The sequence below is a fragment of the Pseudomonas sp. 51_B genome (assembly GCF_017491595.1).
GTDB lineage: Bacteria > Pseudomonadota > Gammaproteobacteria > Pseudomonadales > Pseudomonadaceae > Aquipseudomonas > Aquipseudomonas promysalinigenes.
Genome location: NZ_JAFGYW010000036.1, coordinates 1 through 26,007 on the forward strand (window position 1 = coordinate 1; position 26,007 = coordinate 26,007).

22 protein-coding genes are annotated in these 26,007 nt (G+C 61.4%); 11 read left to right on the forward strand and 11 right to left on the reverse strand.

Translation table 11 applies throughout. The features are described 5' to 3' along the window. Window positions 1–271: 271 nt before the first annotated feature. From rluB to J5M56_RS22310, 5 genes are all read right to left on the reverse strand, one after another. Window positions 272–1,342: a 23S rRNA pseudouridine(2605) synthase RluB gene (gene rluB, locus J5M56_RS22290; RefSeq protein WP_207937821.1), complete on the reverse strand. Its 1,071-nt coding sequence runs from the start codon at window positions 1,340–1,342 to the stop codon at window positions 272–274. A gap of 200 nt (window positions 1,343–1,542) precedes the next feature. Continuing rightward, window positions 1,543–2,313, reverse strand: a complete 771-nt coding sequence (gene scpB, locus J5M56_RS22295; RefSeq protein ID WP_207937822.1) for an SMC-Scp complex subunit ScpB — start codon at window positions 2,311–2,313, stop codon at window positions 1,543–1,545. After that, a complete protein-coding gene (locus tag J5M56_RS22300; RefSeq protein WP_207937832.1) occupies window positions 2,300–3,058 on the reverse strand; it encodes a ScpA family protein in 759 nt (252 codons plus the stop codon). Before J5M56_RS22300 ends, scpB begins: the two co-directional genes overlap by 14 nt. A gap of 74 nt (window positions 3,059–3,132) precedes the next feature. Then, window positions 3,133–3,762, reverse strand: coding sequence for an L-threonylcarbamoyladenylate synthase (locus J5M56_RS22305; RefSeq protein ID WP_060480109.1), 630 nt, complete (start codon window positions 3,760–3,762; stop codon window positions 3,133–3,135). A gap of 13 nt (window positions 3,763–3,775) precedes the next feature. Beyond that, window positions 3,776–4,636 carry a PHP domain-containing protein gene (locus J5M56_RS22310; protein ID WP_207937823.1) on the reverse strand — a complete coding sequence of 287 codons (861 nt, stop codon included), beginning with the start codon at window positions 4,634–4,636 and terminating at the stop codon, window positions 3,776–3,778. Window positions 4,637–4,703: 67 nt separating this feature from the next. Here J5M56_RS22310 and J5M56_RS22315 point away from each other — a divergent pair, with 67 nt between their 5' ends. From J5M56_RS22315 to J5M56_RS22335, 5 genes are all read left to right on the forward strand, one after another. Next, window positions 4,704–5,297, forward strand: coding sequence for a septation protein A (locus J5M56_RS22315; RefSeq protein ID WP_196375155.1), 594 nt, complete (start codon window positions 4,704–4,706; stop codon window positions 5,295–5,297). A 1-nt stretch (window position 5,298) separates the two neighbouring features. Next, window positions 5,299–5,598 carry a YciI family protein gene (locus J5M56_RS22320; protein ID WP_207937824.1) on the forward strand — a complete coding sequence of 100 codons (300 nt, stop codon included), beginning with the start codon at window positions 5,299–5,301 and terminating at the stop codon, window positions 5,596–5,598. Window positions 5,599–5,729: 131 nt separating this feature from the next. Then, a complete protein-coding gene (locus J5M56_RS22325) occupies window positions 5,730–6,407 on the forward strand; it encodes a response regulator transcription factor (RefSeq protein ID WP_186478993.1) in 678 nt (225 codons plus the stop codon). Window positions 6,408–6,531: 124 nt separating this feature from the next. After that, window positions 6,532–6,948 (forward strand): Spy/CpxP family protein refolding chaperone, encoded by a 417-nt coding sequence (locus J5M56_RS22330; protein WP_060480101.1) that lies wholly within the window; start codon window positions 6,532–6,534, stop codon window positions 6,946–6,948. A gap of 57 nt (window positions 6,949–7,005) precedes the next feature. Then, a complete protein-coding gene (locus tag J5M56_RS22335) occupies window positions 7,006–8,346 on the forward strand; it encodes a HAMP domain-containing sensor histidine kinase (RefSeq protein WP_186478992.1) in 1,341 nt (446 codons plus the stop codon). Window positions 8,347–8,490: 144 nt separating this feature from the next. On the opposite strand, the gene J5M56_RS22340 is transcribed toward J5M56_RS22335, so the two are convergent. Further along, entirely contained in the window at window positions 8,491–9,048 is a 558-nt protein-coding gene (locus tag J5M56_RS22340) for an NAD(P)H nitroreductase (protein ID WP_207937825.1), read from the reverse strand. Between the two features lie 102 nt (window positions 9,049–9,150). Between J5M56_RS22340 and J5M56_RS22345 the strand changes: the two genes are divergently transcribed. After that, window positions 9,151–10,605, forward strand: a complete 1,455-nt coding sequence (locus J5M56_RS22345) for a TrkH family potassium uptake protein (RefSeq protein WP_207937826.1) — start codon at window positions 9,151–9,153, stop codon at window positions 10,603–10,605. Here J5M56_RS22345 and J5M56_RS22350 read toward each other — a convergent pair. Next, on the reverse strand, window positions 10,562–11,623 hold the full coding sequence (locus J5M56_RS22350; protein ID WP_207937827.1) for an AraC family transcriptional regulator: 1,062 nt from the start codon (window positions 11,621–11,623) through the stop codon (window positions 10,562–10,564). The two genes, J5M56_RS22345 and J5M56_RS22350, sit on opposite strands and share 44 nt — an antisense overlap. Window positions 11,624–11,778: 155 nt before the next feature. Between J5M56_RS22350 and J5M56_RS22355 the strand changes: the two genes are divergently transcribed. Both J5M56_RS22355 and J5M56_RS22360 read left to right on the forward strand, forming a co-directional pair. Next, complete coding sequence (locus tag J5M56_RS22355) at window positions 11,779–12,090, forward strand: DUF962 domain-containing protein (RefSeq protein ID WP_060480096.1); 312 nt, start codon at window positions 11,779–11,781, stop codon at window positions 12,088–12,090. A gap of 331 nt (window positions 12,091–12,421) precedes the next feature. Beyond that, window positions 12,422–13,312 carry a DMT family transporter gene (locus J5M56_RS22360; protein WP_207937828.1) on the forward strand — a complete coding sequence of 297 codons (891 nt, stop codon included), beginning with the start codon at window positions 12,422–12,424 and terminating at the stop codon, window positions 13,310–13,312. Here the strand turns inward: J5M56_RS22360 and J5M56_RS22365 are convergent, their stop codons facing one another. After that, entirely contained in the window at window positions 13,313–13,594 is a 282-nt protein-coding gene (locus J5M56_RS22365) for a SelT/SelW/SelH family protein (protein ID WP_186478987.1), read from the reverse strand. It lies immediately after the preceding gene. 68 nt (window positions 13,595–13,662) lie between these two features. Between J5M56_RS22365 and J5M56_RS22370 the strand changes: the two genes are divergently transcribed. Next, window positions 13,663–15,849, forward strand: coding sequence for a patatin-like phospholipase family protein (locus tag J5M56_RS22370; protein WP_207937829.1), 2,187 nt, complete (start codon window positions 13,663–13,665; stop codon window positions 15,847–15,849). 32 nt (window positions 15,850–15,881) lie between these two features. On the opposite strand, the gene J5M56_RS22375 is transcribed toward J5M56_RS22370, so the two are convergent. Continuing rightward, window positions 15,882–16,319: a MarR family transcriptional regulator gene (locus J5M56_RS22375; protein WP_060480092.1), complete on the reverse strand. Its 438-nt coding sequence runs from the start codon at window positions 16,317–16,319 to the stop codon at window positions 15,882–15,884. A gap of 139 nt (window positions 16,320–16,458) precedes the next feature. Then, window positions 16,459–18,603, reverse strand: coding sequence for a DNA helicase RecQ (gene recQ, locus J5M56_RS22380; RefSeq protein ID WP_207937830.1), 2,145 nt, complete (start codon window positions 18,601–18,603; stop codon window positions 16,459–16,461). 244 nt (window positions 18,604–18,847) lie between these two features. Here recQ and J5M56_RS22385 point away from each other — a divergent pair, with 244 nt between their 5' ends. Together J5M56_RS22385 and J5M56_RS22390 are read left to right on the forward strand one after the other, a co-directional pair. Further along, window positions 18,848–19,435 carry a YecA family protein gene (locus J5M56_RS22385; protein ID WP_186478984.1) on the forward strand — a complete coding sequence of 196 codons (588 nt, stop codon included), beginning with the start codon at window positions 18,848–18,850 and terminating at the stop codon, window positions 19,433–19,435. 7 nt (window positions 19,436–19,442) lie between these two features. Then, a complete protein-coding gene (locus J5M56_RS22390; protein ID WP_186478983.1) occupies window positions 19,443–19,808 on the forward strand; it encodes a YbaN family protein in 366 nt (121 codons plus the stop codon). Between the two features lie 91 nt (window positions 19,809–19,899). On the opposite strand, the gene J5M56_RS22395 is transcribed toward J5M56_RS22390, so the two are convergent. Next, window positions 19,900–26,007, reverse strand: a 6,108-nt coding sequence (locus tag J5M56_RS22395) for a VCBS domain-containing protein (RefSeq protein ID WP_207937831.1), incomplete at its 5' end; no start/stop codon positions are given.

Consider the following 26,007-nt stretch of genomic DNA (forward strand, 5'->3'; position numbering starts at 1 on the left):
TTCATACGACGCGATACCGCGCCATGCACCAAGGCGTCCGCGCGCAAATCCCGCAGGCATAATTGGCCCGAAACAAACGTAGGAGCGAGCGCAGCTCGCGATGCGCCGCGCGGGCGGCGCTCGATCTCACAGGCACTAAACGGCTCAGATTGAACCCAAAAAAAATCCGACACCAGACCCCTGGTATCGGATATTTCGACCCCAAGCCGGACTCAAATGCTTAAGTGAACAGCATTAGCCCGAGGGCTGGTTTGAGTACTGCGTGTCGTGATCAACCGCGCGGCTTGCCGCGGCCACGACTGGCTGGCTTGTCACCCTCAGGTTTGCCTGGACGCTTACGCATCTCGCTCGGGCGCTCAGCCACCGTGCTGCCACGGCTGCCTTTGCGCGGAGCTTCTTCACGGGGCTGACGTGCCGGCCGCTCTGAAGCGCCAGCAGCGCCCTCGTGGGCTGGGCGTAGGCTACGCACACGCTCGTTGCGCCCCATGGGCCGGCTCGACTTGCGCTGCAGACGCTCCAGCTTGTCCTTGGCTTTGAGGTTCAAGGCAGGCAGGGCAACCGGCTGCAGGCCCACTTCAGCGGCCAGGATGTCAATTTCGCCCTGGGTCATTTCACGCCAGCGGCCCATCGGCAGGTCGGAGTTGAGGAATACCGGGCCAAAACGCACGCGCTTCAGGCGGCTTACCACCATGCCCTGAGACTCCCACAGGCGACGCACTTCACGGTTGCGACCTTCCATCACCACGCAGTGATACCAGTGGTTGAAGCCTTCGCCGCCGGGTGCCTTTTGAATGTCGGTGAATTTTGCCGGGCCATCTTCGAGCATGACGCCCGCCTTCAGGCGATCGATCATTTCGTCGTCGACCTCACCCCGTACGCGCACGGCGTATTCGCGGTCCATCTCATAGGACGGGTGCATCAGGCGGTTGGCCAGCTCGCCGTCGGTGGTGAACAACAGCAGGCCGGTGGTGTTGATGTCCAGGCGGCCGATATTGATCCAGCGACCTTCCTTTGGCCGCGGCAGGCGATCGAACACGGTCGGGCGACCTTCCGGGTCGTCGCGGGTGCAGATCTCGCCATCGGGCTTGTTGTACATGATCACCCGGCGCGTGGCCTCAGCGGCCTCTTCGCGCTTGATCAGCTTGCCGTCCACGGTAATGGCGTCATGCAGGTCGACGCGCAGGCCCAGGGTGGCCTCGACGCCGTTGACCTTGATGCGGCCCTGGCTGATCCAGGCTTCGACGTCACGGCGCGAGCCGACGCCAATGCGCGCGAGCACTTTCTGCAGCTTTTCGCCGGCTGGAGGGGTGATTTCGGTAGTTTTCAGGTCTTGCTCACTCATCTGGGCACCTCCCGGTGTAGGAATGAAATCAGGGTTTTGGCAACGAATGCGCCAAAAGGCCGCGCATCATACGCGGTTCGGCGAAGGAACGCACTGGAGGGTAGAAGGTTTGGGAAGCTTTACGCATGAATTCTGCCCAATGGCGATGGGCAAGGATTGCTGGCCTTTACGCGACAAGGCCGAGAGCACAAACTGCGCATTCAATGCTGCGGCTTGCTTTGTTGCTCAACCGAAACTTCGGGTTCTTCATCGCGAAGGTCAGCGAAATCGGTCTTCAAGCCTTGCTCCATTGCATCGAGTTCCACCAGCAAGCTGCGGAAGCTGGTTTCATCCTTAGGTTCACTGGCCTGTTCGCCTTCTGCCAGGCTGGCATCGGCCAAAGCCTGCAGATGCGCAGGCACCGGCGCGTCATCGGGGTCGAGCACCGGTGCTGGCTCCATTTCGCGCAATTCGGCCAGCGCAGGCAATTCGTCCAGGCTTTTGAGGTTGAAGTGATCGAGAAACGCCTTGGTGGTGGCGAACATCGCCGGCCGGCCAGGAACCTCACGGTGGCCGACCACGCGAATCCACCCGCGCTCCATCAAGGTCTTGATGATGTTGCTGTTGACCGCAACGCCTCGCACATCTTCGATCTCACCACGGGTGATGGGCTGGCGGTAGCCAATCAGCGCCAGTGTTTCGAGCAGGGCCCTCGAATAACGCTGTGGGCGTTCCTCCCATAACCGGCCGACCCACGGGGCGAAGTCTTCGCGGATCTGCAAGCGAAAGCCACTGGCGACCTCCTTGAGTTCGAAGGCCCGCCCGGCGCATGACTTCCCTAGCACCTCCAAAGCCTTTTTGAACACCTTGGGCTCAGGGCGCTCGGCCTCCTCGAACAGCTCGTACAGGCGCTCGAGCGACTGCGGCTTGCCCGAGGCGAGCAGAAAGGCTTCGATCAGCGACGCCAAGTCGCGCGGTTCATTCAGATTCATCAGGGTCTTCGACAGTCTCGGGGCGCAGCCGCACATGGATCGGCGCGAACGGCGCATTCTGCACCAGTTCGACTAGGGATTCCTTCACCAACTCAAGGATCGCCATGAAGGTCACTACCACCCCCAGCTTACCCTCCTCAGCCCCAAACAGCTCGACGAACGGTACGAAGGCGCCGCCTTTGAGGCGCTCCAGCACATCACTCATGCGCTCGCGAGTGGACAATGTCTCGCGACTGATCTGGTGGCTTTCGAAAAGATCATTACGGCGCATCACCTCAGCCATGGACAACAGCAGCTCTTCCAGGCTGACCTGCGGCAGCAGTTTGCGCACTTTGGCCTGCGGGGCGTCCAGGCACGGCACCACGACTTCACGGCCAACCCGAGGCAGTGCATCGATGCCTTCGGCGGCAGCCTTGAAACGCTCGTATTCCTGCAAGCGGCGGATCAGTTCGGCGCGGGGGTCGCCCTCTTCCTCCTCAATCGCAGCCGAACGCGGCAACAGCATGCGCGACTTGATCTCGGCTAGCATGGCCGCCATTACCAGGTATTCGGCGGCCAGCTCCAGACGCACGCTTTTCATCAGCTCGACGTAGCCCATGTACTGACGGGTGATTTCCGCCACGGGGATGTCGAGGATGTCGATGTTCTGCTTGCGGATCAGGTACAACAGCAAATCAAGCGGGCCTTCGAAGGCTTCGAGGATGACTTCGAGTGCATCTGGCGGGATATACAAATCCACCGGCATTTCAGTCAACGCTTCGCCGTAGACCAAGGCCAACTGCAATTGCTGAGGCGAGGCCTCGGGTGCCTCCACCTGGCTCACGCGTTGACCATGAATGGCGTCGGGTCGCCACAACCTTCGCGGATCAGTTCAGGTTCATCACCGGACAGGTCGATGATGGTCGAAGCCTTGAGGTCGCCAAAGCCACCATCGATGACCAAGTCCACATGGTGCTCCAGGCGCTCGCGAATCTCGTAAGGGTCGGTCATCGGCTCGCTGTCACCCGGCAAGATCAGGCTCACGCTCATCAACGGCTCGCCCAGTTCGGCCAACAGCGCCAGGGTGATGGCATGATCCGGCACGCGCAGGCCGATGGTGCGGCGTTTTTCGTGCAGCAGCAGGCGCGGGACCTCGCGGGTGCCATTGAGGATGAAGGTATATGGCCCAGGCACATGGGCCTTGAGCAGACGGAACGTGCCGGTGTCGACTTTGGCATACAACCCTAATTGCGACATGTCGCAGCACATCAGCGTAAAGTTGTGAGTCTTGTCCAGGCCCCGCAGGCGGCGCACACGCTCGATCGCCGCCTTGTCGCCGATCTGGCAACCCAAGGCATAGGCCGAGTCGGTCGGGTAGACCACCACCCCGCCCTTGCGGATGATTTCTACTGCCTGACGGATCAGGCGCGGTTGGGGGTTCTCCGGATGAATCTGGAAAAATTGGCTCACGAAGTCATCCTGTTCAAAGCGCCATAGGCTGTTCATGACTGAATCGACGCCACAGAGGTGGCAGGTCCTCGGGCAATGGCCGATAGGCACCGATCTCGCCCCAGGTGCCGGGGCCGTGGAAATCGCTGCCAGCACTTGCCAGCAGGCCGAACTCACGGGTCAGGATGGACATAGTGCCCACCTGCTCGGCAGGCATCATCCCGTTGACGACTTCAAGTGCCTGCCCTCCTGCCTGAATATAGTCGGCAATCAGGCGCCTGCGCTTGCTGCGCGTCAGTTCGTAATGCATAGGGTGGGCAAGGCTCACCCATGCTTTGGACTGGCGCAGGGTGGCGACAGTTTCTTCGAGGGTTGGCCAATGCTGTTTGACATCGCCCAGTTTGCCGGCGCCCAGCCACTTGCGAAAGGCCTCGCCGCGGTCCTTGGCATGGCCGACACGCACCAGAAATTCGGCGAAATGCGGGCGGGCTGGAGCGTTGGCGCTGTCGCCCAATTCCTGCTGCACGGCTCTGGCCCCCTCGAGGGCGCCTGGCATGCCCTTGGCCGCCAACCGTTTGTCGATTTCTTCGGCGCGAAGCCAACGCCCCCGGTGCAAGGCCTCGATAGCCTCCAGCAACGGCGGCGCATCCAGCGGAAAATCGTAGCCCAGCACGTGAATGGTCGCACCACCCCAGGTGCACGATAGCTCTACCCCGCTGACCCAGTGCATGCCGTGCGCCGCGCAGGCCCGGCGTGCCTCGGGCAGGCCTTCGAGGGTGTCGTGGTCGGTCAGTGCCAGCGTTTGCACCCCGTGCTCATGGGCCCGGGCGACCAGGTCCGTGGGCGACAGGGCGCCATCGGAGGCCGTGCTGTGACAGTGCAGATCAACATTCATGGAGGAGCGCTTTCGCTGGAATCGATGTTTGTTATTATGCCGTCACATCCCGATTCTGGCTGCCATTGTGAAACAATTCATCGATTTCATCCCGCTGCTGCTGTTCTTCATCGTTTACAAGCTTGACCCACGGCCTATGGAGGTCGCTGGCCACAGCTTCGAATTCGGCGGTATCTACAGTGCCACAGCGGTACTGATCGTCAGTTCGCTGGTGGTGTACGGTGCCCTGTTCCTGCGCCAGCGCAAGCTGGAGAAAGGCCAGTGGCTTACCCTGATCGCCTGCTTGGTGTTCGGCGGCCTTACCTTGACGTTCCATAGCGAAACCTTCCTCAAATGGAAGGCACCGGTGGTCAATTGGCTGTTCGCCCTTGCCTTCGCCGGGAGCCACTTCATCGGCGACCGGGTATTGATCAAGCGCATCATGGGCCATGCGCTGACCCTCCCCGACGCCATCTGGTCACGCCTGAACGTGGCGTGGGTCGTTTTCTTCGTTTTCTGCGGTGCCGCCAACCTGTTCGTAGCCTTTACCTTCCAGGAATTCTGGGTGGACTTCAAAGTCTTCGGCAGCCTGGGCATGACCGTGCTCTTCCTGGTGGCGCAGGGCGTATACCTGTCCCGTCACCTGCACGATGAACCTTCCCCTTCCAAACCCAAGGATTGACATGCTCTACGCCATCATCGCCAGCGACGTCGCGAACTCCCTGGAAAAACGCCTGGCCGCACGGCCAGCACACATCGAGCGCCTGCAGCAGCTCAAGGCTGAAGGCCGCGTGGTGCTGGCCGGCCCGCACCCGGCCATCGACAGCAACGACCCAGGCGAAGCTGGCTTCAGCGGCAGCCTGATCGTCGCTGAGTTCGACTCCCTCACCGCTGCCCAGGCCTGGGCCGATGCCGACCCGTATATCGCCGCGGGTGTCTACGACAACGTGATCGTCAAGCCTTTCAAGCAAGTCCTGCCTTGACCTGCACCCGCGTCGCCGGTCAAGCCGGCGGCGTGGCACATGCGCTGCAATTGCACACTCGTGCTCAGTCTGCGGTATCTTTGCCACTGGCGGACACCGTAGACGCCGTCAATGGTTGAATTGAGTGAGTCATGAGCGAGCTGTTACTGATTGATGATGACCAGGAACTCTGCGAGCTGCTCGGCAGCTGGCTGACCCAGGAAGGGTTTGCGGTACGCGCCTGCCACGATGGCCAGAGCGCGCGCCAGGCGCTTGCCGAACAGGCACCGGCGGCAGTCGTACTGGATGTGATGCTGCCCGACGGCAGCGGCCTTGAGCTGCTCAAGCAATTGCGCAGCGAACACGCCGAGCTCCCGGTGCTGATGTTGTCGGCACGGGGCGAACCCCTGGACCGCATTCTGGGCCTTGAACTGGGCGCTGACGACTACCTGGCCAAGCCCTGCGACCCCCGCGAGCTCACCGCCCGCCTGCGTGCCGTGCTGCGCCGCAGCCACCCCACGGCCACCGCTACCCAGTTGGAAATCGGTGACCTTGCCTTCAGCCCGGTGCGCGGCGTGGTCAGCATAGAGGGTCGCGACATGAGCCTGACGTTGTCTGAAAGCCGCATCCTCGAAGCGCTTCTGCGTCAGCCTGGCGAGCCGCTGGACAAGCAGGAACTGGCACAGATAGCCCTGGGCCGCAAGCTGACCCTGTATGACCGCAGCCTGGACATGCATGTGAGCAACCTGCGCAAGAAGGTCGGCCCCCACGCCGACGGGCGCCCAAGGATTGTGGCATTGCGCAGCCGCGGCTACTACTACAGCTTGTAAACCGTCATGGGGCCGCCCGCGCCCCATCTTTACCCTGCCTTTACCCTGCACTGACGGCGCTTGACCTTGATCTCCCTAGACTGGGCTCATCCGGTAGCAACCGGCCCATGAAAGGAGAGACACCATGCGCAAGACCCTTATCGCTCTGATGTTCGCCGCCGCCCTGCCGACCGTGGCCATGGCAATGCCTGATGGCGGCCCACGCCACGAAGGCCCGCACCATCGCGGTGACGCAGCCTTTGCGCAACTGGATCTGAGCCGCGATCAACGCCAGCAGATCGGCAAGCTGATGGGCGAGCAAATGCAGAACCGCCGGGCAATCACCGAGCGCTATCTGAACAAGCTGCCAGCAGCCGACCAGAAAGCCATGAAAGACGAGCTCAAGGCCAGCCACGACAAGACCGACAGCCAAGTGCGGGCGCTGCTCAAGCCTGACCAGCAGAAGAAGTTCGACGAACTGCAGAAAGAACGCGAAGCACGCAAAGCTGAATGGAAAGAGTTCCAGGCCTGGAAAGCTGAAAAAGCCGCCAAGGCCCAGTAAGCTGTCCCTCTGTACCCGGCCCGCCCTCCAGCGGGCCGGGCTTTTCTCGTTTAGGAGGTGCTCTTGCGTTCCTTGTTCTGGCGCATCCTGGCCAGCTTCTGGCTGGCCATCGCCTTGGTTGCGGGCCTGTCGATCCTTTTGGGCCACATGCTCAATCAGGACGCCTGGATTCTTAGCCGCCACCCGGGCCTTAAAAACATGGCCAGCCAGTGGGCTCAGCATTATGAGCATGAGGGCCTGGAGTCCGCTCAAGCCTTCCTGGAGCAACGCAAGCAGCGCTACAAGATTGATGTACAGGTGCTCGACGACAGCGGCGACGCCGTGGTGCCCGGCACCTTCCCGCGCCGCGCCGCCGCCTTCGAGGCCCGTCAGCATAATGACGAGCGGCGCCTGCCGTGGCGGCGCTTGACCGAGGAATACACCAGCCCCACTACAGGCGAAACTTACCTGCTGATCTACCGCATCCCGCACCCGGAGCTTGACGCCTGGCACCGCGACAGCCTGCTTTGGCCTTTGAGTGCGCTGGGCATCGCATTGGTCGTGCTGACCTTATTCAGCCTGCTCGTCACGTTGTCCATCACCCGCCCGCTCAGCCGCCTGCGCGGCGCCGTGCACGACCTCGGCCAGGCCACGTACCAGCAGAACAGCCTCGCTCGCCTGGCCGCGCGGCGAGACGAGTTCGGCGTGCTGGCCACAGACTTCAACAAGATGGGCGCGCGCCTGCAAAGCCTGATCGGCAGCCAGCGCCAACTGTTGCGCGACGTGTCCCACGAGCTGCGTTCGCCCCTGGCGCGCCTGCGCATCGCCTTGGCCCTGGCCGAGCGCGCCGAAACCGAACAGCGCCAGGCGCTGTGGCCACGCCTGACCCGTGAGTGCGACCGCCTGGAAGACCTGATCAGCGAGATTTTGACGCTGGCCAGGGTCGATGCCGAGCAAGCCCACGCCGAGCCGGTGGACATCAACGCGCTGCTTGGCAGCGTGCGCAAGGACGCCCAACTCAGCGCCCCGGAACAGGAAGTGAAGCTTGAGGCTCAGCCTGGGCTGACACTGCAAGGCTGGCCGACTCTGATAGAGCGTGCGGTGGACAATCTGCTACGCAACGCACTGCGCTTCAACCCTGCCGGGCAACCGATCGAAATCAGCGCCAGGCGCGAGCAGGAGAAAGTCGTGCTGAGCGTGCGTGACCATGGCCCGGGGGCTGCTCCGGAGCACCTGGCGCAAATGGGTGAGCCGTTCTTCCGGGCCCCAGGGCAAGAAGCCGCAGGCCATGGGCTGGGCCTTGCGATTGCGCGCAAGGCCGCTGAGCGCCATGGCGGCGGCCTGGTATTGGAGAATCACCCCCAAGGCGGGTTCGTGGCCCGTCTGGAGTTGCCGCTAACCGTGACGACTGGCAGTTAAGCGAGGCTGGCCTGGCCGGCCTCTTCGCGGGTGAACCCGCTTGCACGGGCAGAAACGGCCCGACCATATGGCGGTAGCAGCAGCCCAGGCCCAAACCTGCGCAGCCACTGTGCAAGCGGGTTCATGCGCGAAGCTTCCAATCCATCACGCGCCCCAAACGCTCACGAAATCTGCGGTTTCCAGGACCGGCGCCGTGCGCGGCTCGGTCAGCGGAGTACCGACATAGAGGTAACCGATCAATTCTTCGTTCTCGGCCAAGCCCAGGCCTTGATGAACGTGCGCATCGAAGGCCATATCGCCCGTGCGCCACACCGCGCCAATTCCCTGGGCATGGGCCGCAATCAGAATGCCGTGGGCGGCACAACCTGCGGCTAGACGCTGCTCGGACTTTGGAACCTTGAAGTGGTCTTGCAGCTTGGCGATCACCACGATCAACAGCGGCGCGCGCAGCGGCATTGCACGGGCCTTGTCCAACGCAGCCGGGCTCGCATCGCCCTTGTTCTGCAACGCCTGGGCGAACAGTTCACCGAGCTTTTCACGGCCCTGACCTTCAATGGTCAAAAAGCGCCACGGCCGCAGCTGGCCGTGGTCCGGCGCCCTGAGCGCGGCCTGGAACAGCGCCTCGCGCTGCGCCTGATTGGGCGCAGGCTCGGTCAGGCGTGGCACGGAAACACGGTTGAGCAATGCGTCGAGAGCCTCCATCGGCTACCCTCCTGGCAGGTAAATGTGCAGCCATTCTAGCGTTTACATCATCAGGACCATAGGTAGAATGGCGCCCTTCCGTTTCGAGCCCGAGCAGATCACATGGCGTTGCCGACCTTAAGGATCATTGGTTTCATCATCGGCATCTTCCTGATCACCCTGGCCGTCGGCATGGCCGTGCCCATGGCGACCCTGGTGATCTTCGAACGCACCCGCGACATGCCCTCGTTTCTGTGGTCCAGCCTGATTACCTTCATCGCAGGCCTGGCCTTGGTCGTGCAGGGGCGCCCCGAGCACGTTCACCTGCGCCCGCGGGACATGTACCTGTTGACGGTCAGCAGCTGGGTTGTGGTGTGCATTTTCGCCGCGCTGCCATTCCTGCTGACCCAGCACATCAGCTACACCGACGCATTCTTCGAAAGCATGTCCGGCATCACCGCCACTGGCGCAACGGTGCTGAGCGGGCTGGACAACATGTCACCGGGCATCTTGATGTGGCGTTCGATGCTGCACTGGCTCGGAGGTATCGGCTTTATCGCCATGGCCGTGGCCATTCTGCCGCTGCTGCGCATCGGCGGCATGCGGTTGTTCCAGACCGAGTCGTCCGACCGCTCGGAGAAGGTCATGCCCCGCTCTCATATGGTGGCCAAGTCGATCGTTGGCGTGTACGTGGGCTTCTCGATTCTGGGAGCACTGGCTTTCTGGTGGGCCGGTATGACCCCGTTCGATGCCATCAACCACGCCATGTCGGCCATCTCCACTGGCGGTTTCTCCACCTCCGACCAGTCGCTTGCCAAGTGGGACATCCCAGCGGTGCACTGGGTAGCGGTGGTGGTAATGATCCTCGGCAGCCTGCCCTTCACCCTGTACGTAGCGACCCTGCGCGGCAATCGCAGGGCATTGTTGCGCGACCAGCAGGTTCAGGGCCTGCTGGGCATGCTGGTGGTGACATGGCTGGTGCTCGGCACCTGGTACTGGTACACCACCAACCTGCATTGGCTCGACGCCTTGCGCCACGTCGCGCTCAACGTGACGTCGGTGGTCACAACCACAGGCTTCGCCTTGGGCGACTACAGCCTGTGGGGCAACTTCTCGCTGATGCTGTTCTTCTACCTGGGCTTTGTCGGCGGCTGCTCCGGCTCGACAGCCGGCGGTATCAAGATCTTCCGCTTCCAGGTGGCCTACATTCTGCTCAAGGCCAGCCTCAACCAGCTTATCCACCCGCGTGCAGTGATCAAGCAGAAGTACAACGGTCATCGGTTGGACGAAGAGATCGTGCGCTCGATTCTGACCTTCTCGTTCTTCTTTGCAATCACTATCTGCGTGATGGCATTGCTGCTGTCGCTGCTGGGCGTGGATTGGATGACGGCACTGACCGGTGCTGCCGGCACGGTATCGGGCGTAGGTCCGGGGCTGGGCGAGGTGGTTGGCCCATCTGGCAATTACTCGACGCTACCAGACGCCGCCAAGTGGATTCTTGCCACCGGCATGTTGCTCGGCCGCCTGGAGATCATCACGGTGCTGGTGTTGTGTATGCCGGCGTTCTGGCGTCACTGACATCGCCGGGCTCGGTGCCCAGCCGAGCTCTGTATTCGCTAGGCGTTTCATCGAACCATCGGCGGAACGCCCGGTAGAAATTGCTCGGGTCGGCAAAGCCGAGCAGGTAGGCAGTTTCCAACAACGTCATGCCTGGTTGCGCCAGATACTGCTCGGCCAGTTCGCGACGAGTGTCGTCGAGCAGGTTCTGAAAGCTTGTCCCTTCTTCCTGCAAACGCCGCTGCAAGGTGCGTTCGGAAAGGTGCAGCGCCCGGGCCAGGGTTTCGCGCTTCGGCTCGCCCTGCGGCAAGATGCGGCACAACACCTGGCGCACCCTGTGGGTAACGCGACTTTCCGAAAAGCGCGCAAGGTATTCACCGGCGAAGCGATCGTGCAGGATCGCCATGGCTTCATTTGCGGTAGGCAGCGGGGCCTCCATGTCGGCCCGCTCGAACAGCAATGCATCGTGGGGCGCGCCGAACACCAAAGGTGAATGAAACGCCACCTTGTATGGCTCGATATCTTTGGGCTGCGGGCCTTGTACCAGCACCCGACGAGGCTGCACGGGCCTGCCGCTCAGCCACTTGCACAACGCCAGGGCACAGGCCAGCGATGCTTCGGCGCTGTGCCGGGTGGGGGGCAGGTGATCGCCATGTACCGTCAGAATCAGCGAATAGCCTTCAGGACCAAGCGTGAAACTCAGGTCAGAGCTTTCGGCAATGATTCGCTGGTAGCGCACCAACCGCTCGAAGCCTTCGGCCAACGTACGGCTGGACATCAGCGCGTAACCCACCACGTGAAACGAAGCCGGGCGCACTACCCGGGCCATGTTCAGGCCGATGGCTTCATTACCAGAAAGCTCCACCGCCAGCTGCCAGAGGCGGGTCATGGCGTCTTGTGGAAACCGCGCGTCCGGGTCGTCGAGAGCGGCGAAATCAAGCCCCAATTGCTTGAACATGGCCGGGCAGTCGAGCCCTTCGAGCTCCAGCGCCTTGACAATCCCTGATGCCCAGCTGGCGGACGTGGTTCTTTCACTCATGGCAGGCTTCTTTTGCTGACCGCTTCGTGCGGTTACCCCCAAGGATACTCATTTGGCGCCGATTGTCACTGGCTGGCTCCGCCATTCACTCTAGACTCGATTCAGGCTCCACGCTGTGTATCCCGTCTAAAAGTGATAATGCCGGAGTACTGTTCATGGCCACCTCTACATCGTTTCGCACCTTCGCCGAGTTCTATCCGTACTATTTGGGCGAACACAGCAACCCCACCTGCCGGCGCCTGCATTTCGTGGGCACCAGCCTGGTGATAGCGCTGCTGGCCTATACGATCGCCAGTGGGAAATGGTTGCTATTGTTGGCAGTACCGGTCTTCGGCTACGGGTTTGCCTGGGTTGGGCATTTTTGCTACGAGCGGAACAAGCCGGCCACGTTCAAGCACCCCTGGTACAGCCTGATGGGTGACTTCGCCATGTTCCGCGACATCCTCCTCGGGCGCATCAGCCTGTAGCTGATAACCCGGGTCGCTGCCAGGCCTCCCTGCACGCCTGGCATCAACGAAGCCACGCAGCTGTTTACTGCCCTGCTGATGCGTGATCTACGCCGGGCATTCCCAACCTGATCACCGCCAACCTTGTGATGCTTTCGCCCTACCCTGCGCAAACAGGCCCTGGACTGCGATTTTTGTGCTTTATGCATCCTTGCCTGCTGCTGGCCACGCCGCGTGTAGCTGGCTCAACAGCGCCAGCAACCTCCCTTCAGAAGTTTTACACTGCGCTGCACCAGCGCTTTGGCAAATGAGGCCACTTAACAGGCTGCCAGAAACGACCCAAGGATTTGCAATGAACCACCGCACTGCCCTCGCCGCCCTGCACTTCGGTGCGCTGTTCTTCGGTTTGACCGGCGTCTTCGGCAAGCTGGCAGCCAGCGCCAGCCCGGCGGTCATCGTGTTCGGCCGGGCAGCGTTCGCCGTGTTGGCCTTGGCGCTGTTCGCCAGCCTGACCGGGCCGGGTTGGCAACGCCTGAGTGGCCAGGACTCACGCCGCCTGCTTTTTGGCGGCATGCTGCTGGCCGGCCACTGGGTCAGCTTTTTCATCGCCGTGAAGGTCGGCGGCGTGGCCATCGCCACACTGGGCTTTGCCAGCTTCCCGGCCTTCACCGTGATACTCGAGGGGCTGTTGTTCCGTGAGCGCATCCGCCGCAACGAAGGCGTGCTAGTGCTATTGGTCAGTATCGGGCTGATTCTGGTTACCCCATCATTCGACCTGGCCAGCCAAGCCACCGGCGGGCTGCTCTGGGCATTGCTTTCAGGCTTGCTGTTCTCCCTGCTGTCGCTGACCAACCGTGCAGGTTCTGGGCGCTTGCCAGCCGTGCAGGCGGCGCTGTGGCAGAACCTGGTGGTCGGCGTGTGCCTGCTGCCGTTCGCAGGCCCCGGCCTGAGCCAGGTCGCGGGCCGGGACTGGCTGTGGATCGCCTTGCTCGGCGTATTCTGCACAGGTATTGCCCATAGCCTGTTCGTGGCCAGCTTGGCGGTGATCAAGGCGCGCACCGCCGCTGTCGTGTTCGCCATGGAGCCGGTTTACGGTATCGCTGTCGCCTGGGCGATCTTCGCCGAAACGCCAACCCTGCGCATGCTGTTGGGTGGTGCGCTGATCATCTTTGCCATCGTGCTTTCCAGCCGAATGTCCGCCGAACAACCGACCAGACCCAAAGTGCCGGCCCAAGCCCCATGATCAACGGTCGTTATGGCCCAGATGGCGCTGAGGGTCGATCTGGTCGCGCACGCGCTGCTTCAGCACCTTCGCCTCGGGGAAACCACCATCGGCTTTGCGCTCCCAGATCTGCACGCCATCGCAGGTGATGCGAAATATGCCGCCGGTAGCCGGCTCCAGCGCCACCCGGCCAATGTCGTCGCTGAAGGTGCTGAGCAACTCCTGGGCAAGCCAGGCTGCGCGCAACAACCACTGGCACTGCGTGCAATATGTGATGACGATTTGCGGCTTGTTGTCAGCCATTGCTGAGATCTCTCCTGGTGAGGGGCCGCTTATACTAGCGGTCTTTCGCCTTCGGTTTGAGACTCACGATGCGCCGCCTGCTGTTATGCCTTTTACTGACCGCCACCGCTCTCACCGTATGGGCCGCCGAGCCTGCGCACCCTAAGATCGGCCTGGTGCTATCTGGCGGCGCCGCTCGCGGTCTGGCCCATATTGGCGTGCTCAAGGCCCTGGAGGAACAGGGCGTGCGCATCGATGCCATCGCCGGCACCAGCATGGGCGCAGTGGTCGGCGGGCTGTACGCGTCGGGCTACAGCGTCCAAGAGCTGGAAACGCTCGCCACCACGCTGGACTGGCAACAGGCACTGTCGGATGCCCCGCCACGTCGCGATGTGCCATTCCGGCGCAAGCAAGATGACCGCGACTTTCTGGTCAAGCAGAAACTTAGTTTTCGCGACGACGGCAGCCTGGGCCTGCCCCTTGGCGTCATCCAGGGTCAAAACCTGGCGCTGCTGCTGGAAAGCAAGCTGGCGCACACAGCCGACACCCGCGACTTCGACAAGCTGCCGATACCCTTCCGCGCCGTTGCCACCGACATCGCCAGTGGCGAAAAAGTCGTGTTCCGCCGTGGCCACTTGCCCCAGGTGATCCGCGCCAGCATGTCGATCCCGGCCGTGTTCGCACCTGTCGAACTGGAAGGTCGGCTGTTGGTGGACGGAGGCATGGTCGACAACATTCCGCTCGATGTGGCGCGTGAAATGGGTGTGGATCTGGCCATCGTCGTCGATATTGGTACGCCGCTACGCGACCGTAAGCAACTGGCCACAGTGGTCGACGTGCTCAACCAGTCGATCACCCTGATGACCCGGCGCAATTCCGAAGAACAACTGGCCAATCTGCACCGCGACGACATTCTGATACAGCCGCAACTGGCCGCCTTCGGTGTCACCGACTTCGGCCGCGCTCAAGACATGATCGATGCCGGCTACAGAGCCACCCGCTTACTAGGCACGCGTCTGGCAGAGTTGCGCCAACCCGATGGGGACGCCAACCTGGCCGTAGCCCGCTCCTCAAGCCAGCGAACGCCCCTGATCACTGCGATCAGAATAGAAAACGACTCCAAGGTCAGCGACGATGTGATCCGCTATTACATCCGCCAGCCGCTCGGCGAACCGCTGGCACTCGACCGTCTGCAGACCGACATGGGCACGCTGTACGGCCTGGACTACTTCGACAGGGTGCAGTACCGCGTGGTGCACAAGGGCCAGGACAACATCCTGGTCATCAATGCGCGAGGCAAGCGCGGTGGCACTGACTATCTGCGTTTAGGCCTTAATCTATCGGATGACCTACGCGGCGACAGTGCCTTCAACCTCGGCGCCAGCTACCGCATGAACGGCATCAATCGGCTGGGCGCCGAATGGCTTACGCGCGCCCAGATCGGCGAACAACAGGAACTTTACAGCGAGTTCTACCAGCCCCTTGACGTCGGGTCGCGCTACTTCGTGGCTCCTTATCTGGACCTGGGCTCTCAGAACATCGAAGCGACCCTGGATAACGACCCGATCGCCGAGTACCGCCTGGAACGCTACGGCTTTGGCCTGAACCTTGGCCGTCAGATCGGCACTTCAGGTGAGGTCCGCCTGGGGCTGGGCAAAGCCTGGGGTAAGGCTGACGTGCGAGTAGGCGAACAAGACCTGCCTTCGGTGAGTTTCAATGAGGGTTTCTACGAGCTCAAATACTCCTTCGACACACTCGACAATGTGTATTTTCCGCACAGTGGCGAAGACATCAGCCTGACCTTGCGCAAGTACGACAAATCCCTGGATTCGGATTACGATTACCGGCAATGGTTGCTGAACGTGGACAAGGCGATCAGCAGTGGCCCGAACACTTTCGTGCTGGGTGGACGCTATGGGCGAACACTCGATGATACTGAAGTGGTGACCTCAAGCTTCGTACTGGGCGGGGCCAGGGAGCTTTCGGGCTTGCGCCAGGACTCGCTTTCGGGGCAGAACGCCAGCCTGCTGCGGGTGGTGTACTTCCGGCGCCTGACCCCACGGGCCTACCTGCCACTGGACTTCCCACTGTACCTGGGTGGGTCGCTTGAGAGGGGCCGGGTGTGGAATAACGACAACGCCTTCGACAGCGGCTATATCAATGCGGCAAGCATATTTCTAGGGTTGGAGACGCCGCTGGGCCCGTTGAACCTCAGCTATGGCGCCAACACCGCCCATGAACAGGCGGTGTATCTCAACCTTGGGCATACATTCTAGCCTGCAGGCGCGGCCATGCAGGCCGTGGGGCATCAGGACCTTTCAAGGTTGGCGAGAATCTTGGCATGCACACGCATGCACACTTGCAGGTCCGCCTCGTCTACGCCGGTGAACAGCTCAATGCGCAGGGCATTAGCAATGGTTTCGATCTGCTCGATCAAAGGTTTGGCGGGTGGGCACAGCAGAATTTTCTTCGCCCGCCGATCCTCCAGAACCGCTTGGCGCCGCACCAGGCCTTGTGTTTCCAAGCTATCCAGCAAGCGCGCCAGGGTCGGGCCCTCGACACCGACGCTCTGCGCCAGCTCCCGCTGAGTAGGCGCCTCCTCGAAGCGGGCCAGGTGTAGCAACACCAGCCAGCGCGCCTGGGACAGATTGAGCCCGGCCAAACGGCGGTCCAGTTCGGCACGCCAGCCACGGGACATCTGCGCCAGCTGCATGCCGAAGCGGTGTTGATTGTCGGTCAGGGGCATAAGCAACTCATAGACTTGAACTAATTATTAGCCAGCTAACCATGCCCCATGGCATGAGGCAAGGCTGACCTCTAAAGATACGTGTGAAAATCGTCAAAAAGCATGACAAACGTCAGTATTTGACTGAAATGCCGCCCAATCAGAGCTCGAACTCGGCCGCCAATGCTGCTCGTATGCAATACAGCACACCCTCTGGCACCCGTGCGCCAAACAAGGGGGCAATTGCCGAAACCGGCGGCAGTTCGCCCTCGCCATCGAGGAAAGCATCCTGGACCTCCATCATCAGATCTTGCGGCAGATCAAGCGCCTGCTCAAGGCTCAGCTCCTGGCGGCCAAGGGCCTCGGCCAACAGGCTGTACACGTTCTTTTCGCTGCAGTTGAGCTGGCCGGCGATTTGCGCTGGCGTCATACCAGCGCGAGCCAGGCTGACCAATTCATGGCGCAGGTCGAGCACAACCTTAGGTGCTTCGGCAGTACCGCCTGCGCCGTTGAGCACTTCAAGGAAGGCTTGGCCATAGCGCTCCAGCTTGCGCGCCCCAACACCGCTGACCTGAGCCATGTCGCTGAGGCTAGTAGGCTGGCTACGGAGCATTTCCAGCAAGGTGGAATCGGGGAAAATGACATAGGGAGGCACGCTGTGTTCTTCGGCCAACTTGCGCCGCAGGGCGCGTAAAGCCTCCCACAGCTCGCGCTCCTCGGCGCGCACCAGCTGGCTGGCCGGGCTGCCGCCGCTGGAGGAAGTTTTGGCCACGATCTGTGGCTTGAGGTCACGACGCAGCTGCAGGTTCACCTCCCCACGCAGCAGCGGCCGGCAGCGGTCGGACAAGCGCAGGCCGCCATAACCTTCAAGATCGATATCAACCAAGCCGCGCGCCACCAGTTGGCGGAACAGCGAACGCCATTCTGCCTCGGACAAGCCCTTGCCCACACCGAAAACCGAGAGCTTTTCGTGGCCGAAGTTGCGTACCTTTTCAGTGTCCTTGCCCAGCAACACATCGATCAGGTGACCCACCCCATAACGTTGCCCGGTACGGAACACCGCCGACAGAGCCTGGCGAGCAGGCTCGGTGGCGTCCCAGGTCTGGACCTGATCTACGCAGTTGTCGCAATGGCCGCAGGGCTGTTCGAGGGTTTCATCGAAGTAGGCCAGCAACGCCTGGCGCCGGCAGCGGGTTTCTTCACACAGGGCCAGCATGGCGTCAAGCTTGTGCTGCTCGACGCGCTTATGGCGCTCGTCGCCTTCGGAGTTCTGCAGCATCTGCTTGAGCATCACCATGTCCTGCAGACCGTAAGCCATCCAGGCATCGGAGGGCAGCCCATCACGGCCGGCACGCCCGGTTTCCTGGTAGTAGGCCTCCAGCGACTTGGGCAAATCGAGGTGAGCAACGAAACGCACGTTGGGCTTGTCGATGCCCATCCCAAAGGCAATGGTAGCGACCATGATCAGCCCTTCCTCGTTGAGGAACCGATGCTGGTTGGCCGCTCGGGTTTCGGCGGCAAGCCCTGCGTGGTACGGCAATGCCGGGAAGCCTTGATCGCACAGGAACGCTGCGGTCTCATCGACTTTCTTGCGCGACAGGCAGTAGACGATACCGGCGTTGCCACGGCGCTCGGCGAGGAAGGCCATCAGTTGCTTGCGTGGCGCCTCTTTGGGCACGATGCGGTAGAAGATGTTGGGGCGGTCGAAGCTCGACAGGAACCGCTCGGCGCCCTGCAGGTGCAGGCGCTGGACGATCTCTTCACGGGTGCGCATATCGGCGGTGGCGGTCAGGGCAATGCGCGGTACGTGGGGGAACAACTCGGCCAATTGCCCCAGTTGCAGGTATTCGGGGCGGAAGTCATGGCCCCATTGCGAAACGCAGTGGGCTTCGTCAATGGCGAACAGCGAGATGTCCAGCCCGCGCAGAAAATCCAGCATCCGCGGCTGAACCAGGCGCTCTGGCGCCAAGTACAGCATCTTCACCTCGCCCCGGCGCAGACGCCCGGCCAGATCACGCTGTTGCTCGGGGCTCAGGGTTGAATTCAGCGCTGCAGCGGGAACGCCGAGCTCGTCCAATGTGGCGACTTGGTCATCCATCAACGCGATCAGTGGCGACACCACCACCGTGAGGCCCGGACGCAGCAGGCCCGGCACCTGGAAGCACAGCGACTTGCCGCCACCGGTAGGCATCAGTACCAAGGCATCGCCGCCATTGGCCACGCATTCGATGATCGCTGCCTGGCGCCCACGGAAACTGTCGTAACCGAAGATATCCTTGAGAACGCGCTGAGCCTGTTCGAGCATGTGCAACTCCAGAAATCGCCGTACCACCCTGGACACAGGCTGGACGAAAAACCCGCTCCGCACACGCAAGAAGCGTAAGCGGCTTTTACCAAGGGCCGGTAAATCTCGCCCTTGGATGAAAAACGGCGGAGTATACCGCAGTGCTGACCCTTACAGGATGCCCGGTGACAGACGTTCCCTTTGCCCCGCCGCCGCCGCAAGGTGCTAGAATTCACTATCGTTTATTCCCCAAGGTAGCCCTGTAATGTCCTTCGCCGAGCAACTGACCCGCCTGCAAGCCTTCCTCGACGCCGACGAGCTGCACGAAGAAGCGCTGGACTACGTCGCCGCACACGGCTACCTGACCGCGCTGTCGATCTGTTCCGAGGATGTTCCCGAACGTGAATGGATCGACGCGCTGTTCGCTGAAGAGCCTCACTACGCCAGCGATGCGCAGCGCACCGAGATCGAGGCGACCTTGGCAGCCCTTAAAGGCCACATCGCCCGCCAACTGGCAAGCGACGAGGAATTCGACCTGCCCTGCGACCTGGACCTGACCGACGAGCCGGACGACTCCGACCTGCGCGGCTGGTGCATCGGCTTCATGGAGGGTGTATTCCTGCGTGAAGAAGCCTGGTTCGAAAATGCCGAGGAAGAAGTCAGCGAGATGCTGCTGCCGATCATGGTCGGGTCCGGCTTGTTCGACGAACAGCCCGAGTTCGCCGACATTGCCAGCAATGCCAACCTGCAGGACGATATGATCGTGCAGATCCCTGAAGCGTTGAGCGCGCTGTTCCTGCTGCTGCACGCACCTGAAGAGAAGCCTGCACTGCTCAAGCCGCGCCATCACTGAGTCGACCGTGCGCTACCTGCTGCTGGCGCTGGGCTGGCTCAGTGTTGCGCTGGGGGTGCTGGGCATCTTTCTGCCGGTGTTGCCCACCACCCCGTTTCTGCTGTTGGCGGCCGCTTGCTTCGCACGCAGTTCGCCGCGCTTTCATGAGTGGCTGGTCAACCATCCCAAGCTCGGGCCATGGATTCGGGATTACCTCAATGGCGAAGGCATTCCGCTCAAAGGCAAGGTTTACGCCATCGGGCTGATGTGGGCCAGCATCGGTCTATCCTGCTACCTGGTGCCGTTGTTCTGGGCAAGAGTTTTCATGCTGACCAGTGCCGTGCTGGTCAGCGTGTATATCCTCAAGCAGAAAACCCTGCGCAGGCCCTTTTGAGGTATTGCCTGAGCTCACGCCTTGGCGCGTGAATCCGCAGGGTTCTGTGCCGTGGTTGAAGCTGCACAGCACCTGTGTGAGCAGGTGAGCATCACACCGTATCCACCTTCAACGAATGATCATTGATCATGCCGGTGATGATCGTCGCCGTATCCTGCCCCGCTGAAATCACCCCGCCCGCCCCTGCCGTCACGCCGTAATGCTGGGCCAGGTCGACGCCTGCCAAGTCGATGGTCTGGGTGGCTGCCGCGCCAGCTACACTGCTGACTTCGATGGTGGAAACCACCGCGTTGCCGCTACCACTGACCCTAAAGTGCAGATAGTCGTCCAGGGAAGCGGCAGTGGCATTCTCGCCCTGCAGCAGCTGCGAAAGATCCAGGTGATCACTGCCTGGCGTGAAGTCAGTGACCGTGTCATGCCCGCTGTCACCCTTCTGCCAGACGAAGGTGTCATTGCCATTGCCACCCGTCATGACATCGTTGCCAGGCCCACCAACAAGGATGTCATTGCCGTCACCACCCTTGAGTACATCGTTGCCGCGGCCTCCGTTGAGGGTATTGTCGGCGGCATCGCCGATCAAAGTGTCGTTATAGTCTGAACCGATCAGGTTCTCGATGCCGGTCAAGGTGTCGACACCGGCAGCACCGGTATCTTGAGGGCCGCTCAGGCTCAGGTCGACAGTCACCCCGGCAGTGGCCGAGGCATAGCTGGCGGTATCGTTGCCCGCCCCGCCATCAAGCAGGTCGTTGCCAAGGCCGCCGATCAGCAGGTCATTGCCATTGCCGCCATGCAGGGTGTCATTGCCCGCGCCCCCCACCAACACATCATTGCCTTCCCCGCCATCGAGCAGAGCGTCTGCGTTGCTAGCCATCAGCACATCATCGCCTGGAGTGCCGTCGAGTGTGCTGCCGGCATGGTAGGTGATGTCCACCGCGCCAGTTGCATTACCCCCGTGGCCATCGGTAAGCGCGTAGCTGGCCTGGTGCACGTCGTTCACAGCATTGCTGTAGTCGACCACCATGCTCAATTTATAGCTCTCGGCGGCTTTGCTGTTGTCTGATGGGTTGATCTGATTGACCACATGGATGCTGTAGATGCCGTCATGGCTGGCCGTAAAACTGCCGCCGTCGGCAAGCGCCTGGTAGCTGCCGTTGGCATCCTTCCACTCAAGGCTGAGGTTGCCGTCGGGGCGATCGTGGTCAACCTGCAAGGTTTCGCCCTTGCGCAGGCTCACGGTGATCACATCCTCACTGTTGGCGTTGCTGCTAGTGATAGCACCAAGGTACCCGAGCACCACCAGCGCCGCACTCATGCTGCCAGCGGCACTGGTGAAAGCGCTGCGTTCCAGGGCTTTGAACTGATTGCTGAACGAGTTGGCATGGGCATCGAAGGTGATGGTCGGGATGCCACTGCCCAGGCTGAAGCCTGCACCCTTGTCGGCAAAGCCGGTGTTGACGGTGATGGGGGAAGCACTCAGGCGGTCGTTGTCGGCATCCTGGTCATTGGCCAGCAATACTTCGGACGGCACGGTCAGATTGGCGCCAGTGATATTGGTAATGATGTGGTCGGCGACCGCTACCGGTGCATGATTGCCATCGATACGCACGACGAGGCTGGCACTGCTGGTATCGCCGTCGTTGTCACTGACGGTGAAACCGAAGTGCTCGGCCTGGCTACTGTCGCTGCCCTTGGGCGGCGTGTAGGTATACTCGCCGCTATCCATGTTCACCAGCAGGCTGCCGCCCATACTGGTCTTGATGGCCAGGGTATTGGCAGTGCTGTCGAAGCTGGCCTGGTCGGCGCCGCCGCTGGCCTGATAGCCACCCTGCCCTGCATTGGCTTTGGGGTCGTAGGTGTAGGTTGTCCCGTCCACCAGCAGGGCCTTGATGAAGCCGCCATCGGCACCGAAGGTGCCACCACTGAGCAGGCTGCCGGTGATCGGTGAGCCTTGCACAGTACCCGAAAGCACACCATCGAGTTGGTTGAGGTTGGTCACGATCACCGAATCAGTGTCGGTGTGAGTACTGCCGTCGTAGGCCAATGGATTGAGGTTGCCCGCATTGATGTCTCGGCCAAGACCTACGGCGTAGGACTTGATGCCATTACCGTCGAGGAAGCTTTCCCAGCTGGCCTCGCGTGCGCCAGTTATCGCGTGCCCGAAGGTCGGTTCGTCATCGGAGAAGAAGTAGCTGACATTCTGCGCGCCGGCCAGCTTGCCACTCTGGGCAAAGGCTGTCTGGGCTGCGCTAGCTGCACTGTCATAATAGGTCGAACCCCCTGCGTGCAGTCCATTGACGATGGTCTTGGCCACATCGATGCTGACCCATTCGGCTGCCTGTACCTGCGCGCCGCTGCCGAAGGTGACGATCTGCACTTTGATGTCACCCATGTCATCGTATTTATCGAGCAATGCAGCAATGGCCTGCTTGGCCGCTTCCAACCGGGTCATGCCCGGTACGCCGGAGGCAGCCGCCATGCTGCTGGACACATCGATGACCAGCAGCACGTTGGAGTCCACCTGGCCGGGGGTGATGCTGCGCTCGGCGCACACCGCCTTGGGCACATCGTCGACGATGGTGATGGCGATGTTGCTGGTGATGCTATGGCCCAGCGAATCGGTGGCCTTGTAGGTGAAATATTCAACTGCCGAATCAGCGCCAGGTGTGTTGGCAGGTGAGGTAAGTGTGTAGGTATAGCTGCCGTCGGGGTGAATGCTGATCTGCCCGTATTGGCCGACCGCATTGCCCACCAAGCTGAAGGTTAGGGCACCCACAGCATTGGCAACCGAACCTACCAGGCTGCCACTGGCCGTTTCCCCGGTCGAACTCGGGTCGCTGCCAGTAACGCTGCCTGCGGCCAAATCATTCCCATCCTTGTGCAGGTCCAGAGCTTTTTCGTACACCGTGACATCACGATCCGTGCAGGCTTCGAGCCTTGGGTCATGCACATTGATAGCCAGGGTCGTGGTGCTTTCGTCTCCATCGGCATCGCGAATGGTGTAAACGAAGGTGTCGACGGCATCGCGCGCAGAGACCACATCTGGGTTCGAGTGATAGACCGCGTTGCCTTGCTCATCGATCGTCAGGTAACCGTATTGGCCATTCACCTGAGTATTCAACTGGCCGATGGCCGATGTGGACGTGTCACTGCCTGCCCGTACACCCACCACGTAGTTGCCGTCACTGCGCACATCGGCGCCGACCACGTCGTTGTACAGCACGTTGCCGCGCACTTCGTCGCCTTTGTACACGCTGACCTCATCGCTATGTGCGTGTGGTACGTCGTCGACGATGGATATGACAAGGGTGCTGGTGGCCGAATGGCCATAGGCGTCCTGTACCTGATAGGTAAAGGACTCTGTGACAGTGTTGGCGCCGTCGTTGGTATGAACCGGAGAGCTTGCCGGGGACGTCAAGGTGTAGGTGTAGCTGCCATCTGCATTGAGCTGAATCTGCCCATATTGACCAACGGCGCTTCCCACCAGGCTGTAAGACAACGCACCGATGCCGCCGCTGGCCAAACCGGCCAGGCTGCCAGAGGCTGTTTCCAGGGGCGATGCCGGATCGCTGCCAGTGACCGTACCTGCGGCGAGATCGCTGCCATCTTTGTTCAAGTCCAAAGCATTTTCGAACACAGTGGCTGTGCCGTCCATGCACACTTCGATTCGGGGGTCATGCACGTTGATAGTCAGGGTCGTGGTGCTTTCATCGCCATCGGCATCGCGAATGGTGTAGACGAAAGTGTCGACGGCATCGCGCGCAGAGACCACATCTGGGTTCGAGTGATAGACCGCGTTGCCTTGCTCATCGATCGTCAGGTAACCGTATTGGCCATTCACCTGAGTGTTCAACTGGCCGATGGCCGACGTGGACGTGTCACTGCCCGCCCGTACACCCACCACGTAGTTGCCGTCACTGCGCACATCGGCGCCGACCACGTCGTTGTACAGCACGTTGCCGCGCACCTCGTCGCCCTTGTACACGCTGGTGTAGTCACTGTGAGCTTGGGGCACATCGTCGACGATGGTGATGACGATGGTGCTGGTGGTCGAATTGCCGACCGAGTCCTTCACCTGATAGGTGAAGGTTTCAGTCACGGTATTGGCACCGTCATTGGCGTGAGTGGGCGAGTCGGCCGGTGAAGTCAGGGTGTAGGTATAGGTGCCGTCGGCGTTCAGGTGCAACTGGCCGTACTGGCCGGTGGCATCGCTTACCAGGCTGTAAGTCAACGCGCCAACACCGCCGCTGGCGGAACCCACCAACGTGCCGGTGGCCGTTTCCCGGGTCGAGTCCGGGTCGCTGCCGGTCACGCTGCCGGCAGCCAGGTCGTTGCCGTCCTTATTGAGATCAAGGGCATTTTCGTAGACCGTCGCATCCCGATCGGCACACGCCATCAACGAGTTGTGCACGTTGATGGTGATGGTCGTGGTGCTTTCATCGCCATCGGCATCGCGAATGGTGTAGACGAAGGTGTCGACGGCATCGCGGGCAGAGACCACATCTGGGTTCGAGTGATAGATCGCGTTGCCTTGCTCATCGATCGTCAGGTAACCGTATTGGCCATTCACCTGGGTATTCAACTGGCCGATGGCCGATGTGGACGTGTCACTGCCTGCCCGCACACCCACCACGTAATTGCCGTCGCTGCGCACATCGGCGCCGACCACGTCGTTGTACAGCACGTTGCCGCGCACTTCGTCGCCCTTGTACACGCTGGTGTAGTCACTGTGAGCTTGGGGCACATCGTCGACGATGGTGATGACGATGGTGCTGGTGGTCGAATTGCCGACCGAGTCCTTCACCTGATAGGTGAAGGTTTCCGTCACGGTATTGGCACCGTCATTAGCGTGAGTGGGCGAGTCGGCCGGAGAAGTCAGGGTGTAGGTATAAGTGCCGTCGGCGTTCAGGTGTAGCTGGCCGTACTGCCCGGTGGCATCGCTTACCAGGCTGTAAGTCAACGCGCCAACACCGCCGCTGGCGGAACCCACCAACGTGCCGGTGGCCGTTTCCCGGGTCGAGTCCGGGTCGCTGCCGGTCACGCTGCCGGCAGCCAGGTCGTTGCCGTCCTTATTGAGATCAAGGGCATTTTCGTAGACCGTCACATCCCGATCGGCACACGCCATCAACGAGTTGTGCACGTTGATGGTGATGGTCGTGGTGCTTTCATCGCCATCGGCATCGCGAATGGTGTAGACGAAAGTGTCGACGGCATCGCGCGCAGAGACCACATCTGGGTTCGAGTGATAGACCGCGTTGCCTTGCTCATCGATCGTCAGGTAACCGTATTGGCCATTCACCTGGGTATTCAACTGGCCGATGGCCGATGTGGACGTGTCACTGCCTGCCCGCACACCCACCACGTAATTGCCGTCGCTGCGCACATCGGCGCCGACCACGTCGTTGTACAGCACGTTGCCGCGCACCTCATCGCCCTTGTACACGCTGGTGTAGTCACTGCGAGCTTGGGGCACATCGTCGACGATAATGACATCCAGGCTACCGGTGGCAGTGCTGCCATCGATATCCTTGGCCACCACTTCGAAGTGTTCGCCGATGCTGTTGCTACCAGCGCCGTCGGGGTGGCTCTCGTTGCCAGTCAGGGTGTAGCGGTAGCTCACAGTACCGGTCGCGGAATCGTAGCCGGTGACGGTCAGGGTATTGCCCTCAGGCGTGGTCACCGTTTGCGGGAAGCCTGCGGCCACGCCAGCAGTCACCACGGCAATACCACCCACCGTCAGGCTTTGCAGCCCATCTGCTGCGGTGACCTTGAACGTGCCTTGCTGGGTCAGCGCATTGGCATCCGGCGCACTACCGTCGCTGAGGTTTTTCTCGTAGACGGTCAACTCACCGCTCTGCACATCCAAGCCGTTAAGGGTGACCGGGTCATCGAGGTTGTTGACGTTCAGCGTCAGGGTCGCCGTGCTGGTATCGCCATCGGCATCCTTGATTGTGTAGGAGAAGTTCTCTATGCCAATGCCGCCACCGCCCAGATTTTTGAAGCCCGGTGCATCGGGATTAAGTGTGTAGGTGTAGGAACCATCGGCTGCCAGGACCAGCGTGCCGTAGGTACCGGTGAAGGTGCCTGCAATCACCGGCCCACCTGCTACACGGTCGGCGCCTTGCACGTCGTTGGTCAATACATTGCCCGACAGCTCCATCTGCTGTTCGGTTGCGGTCACGGCGTTGCTGTCGTCCACGGC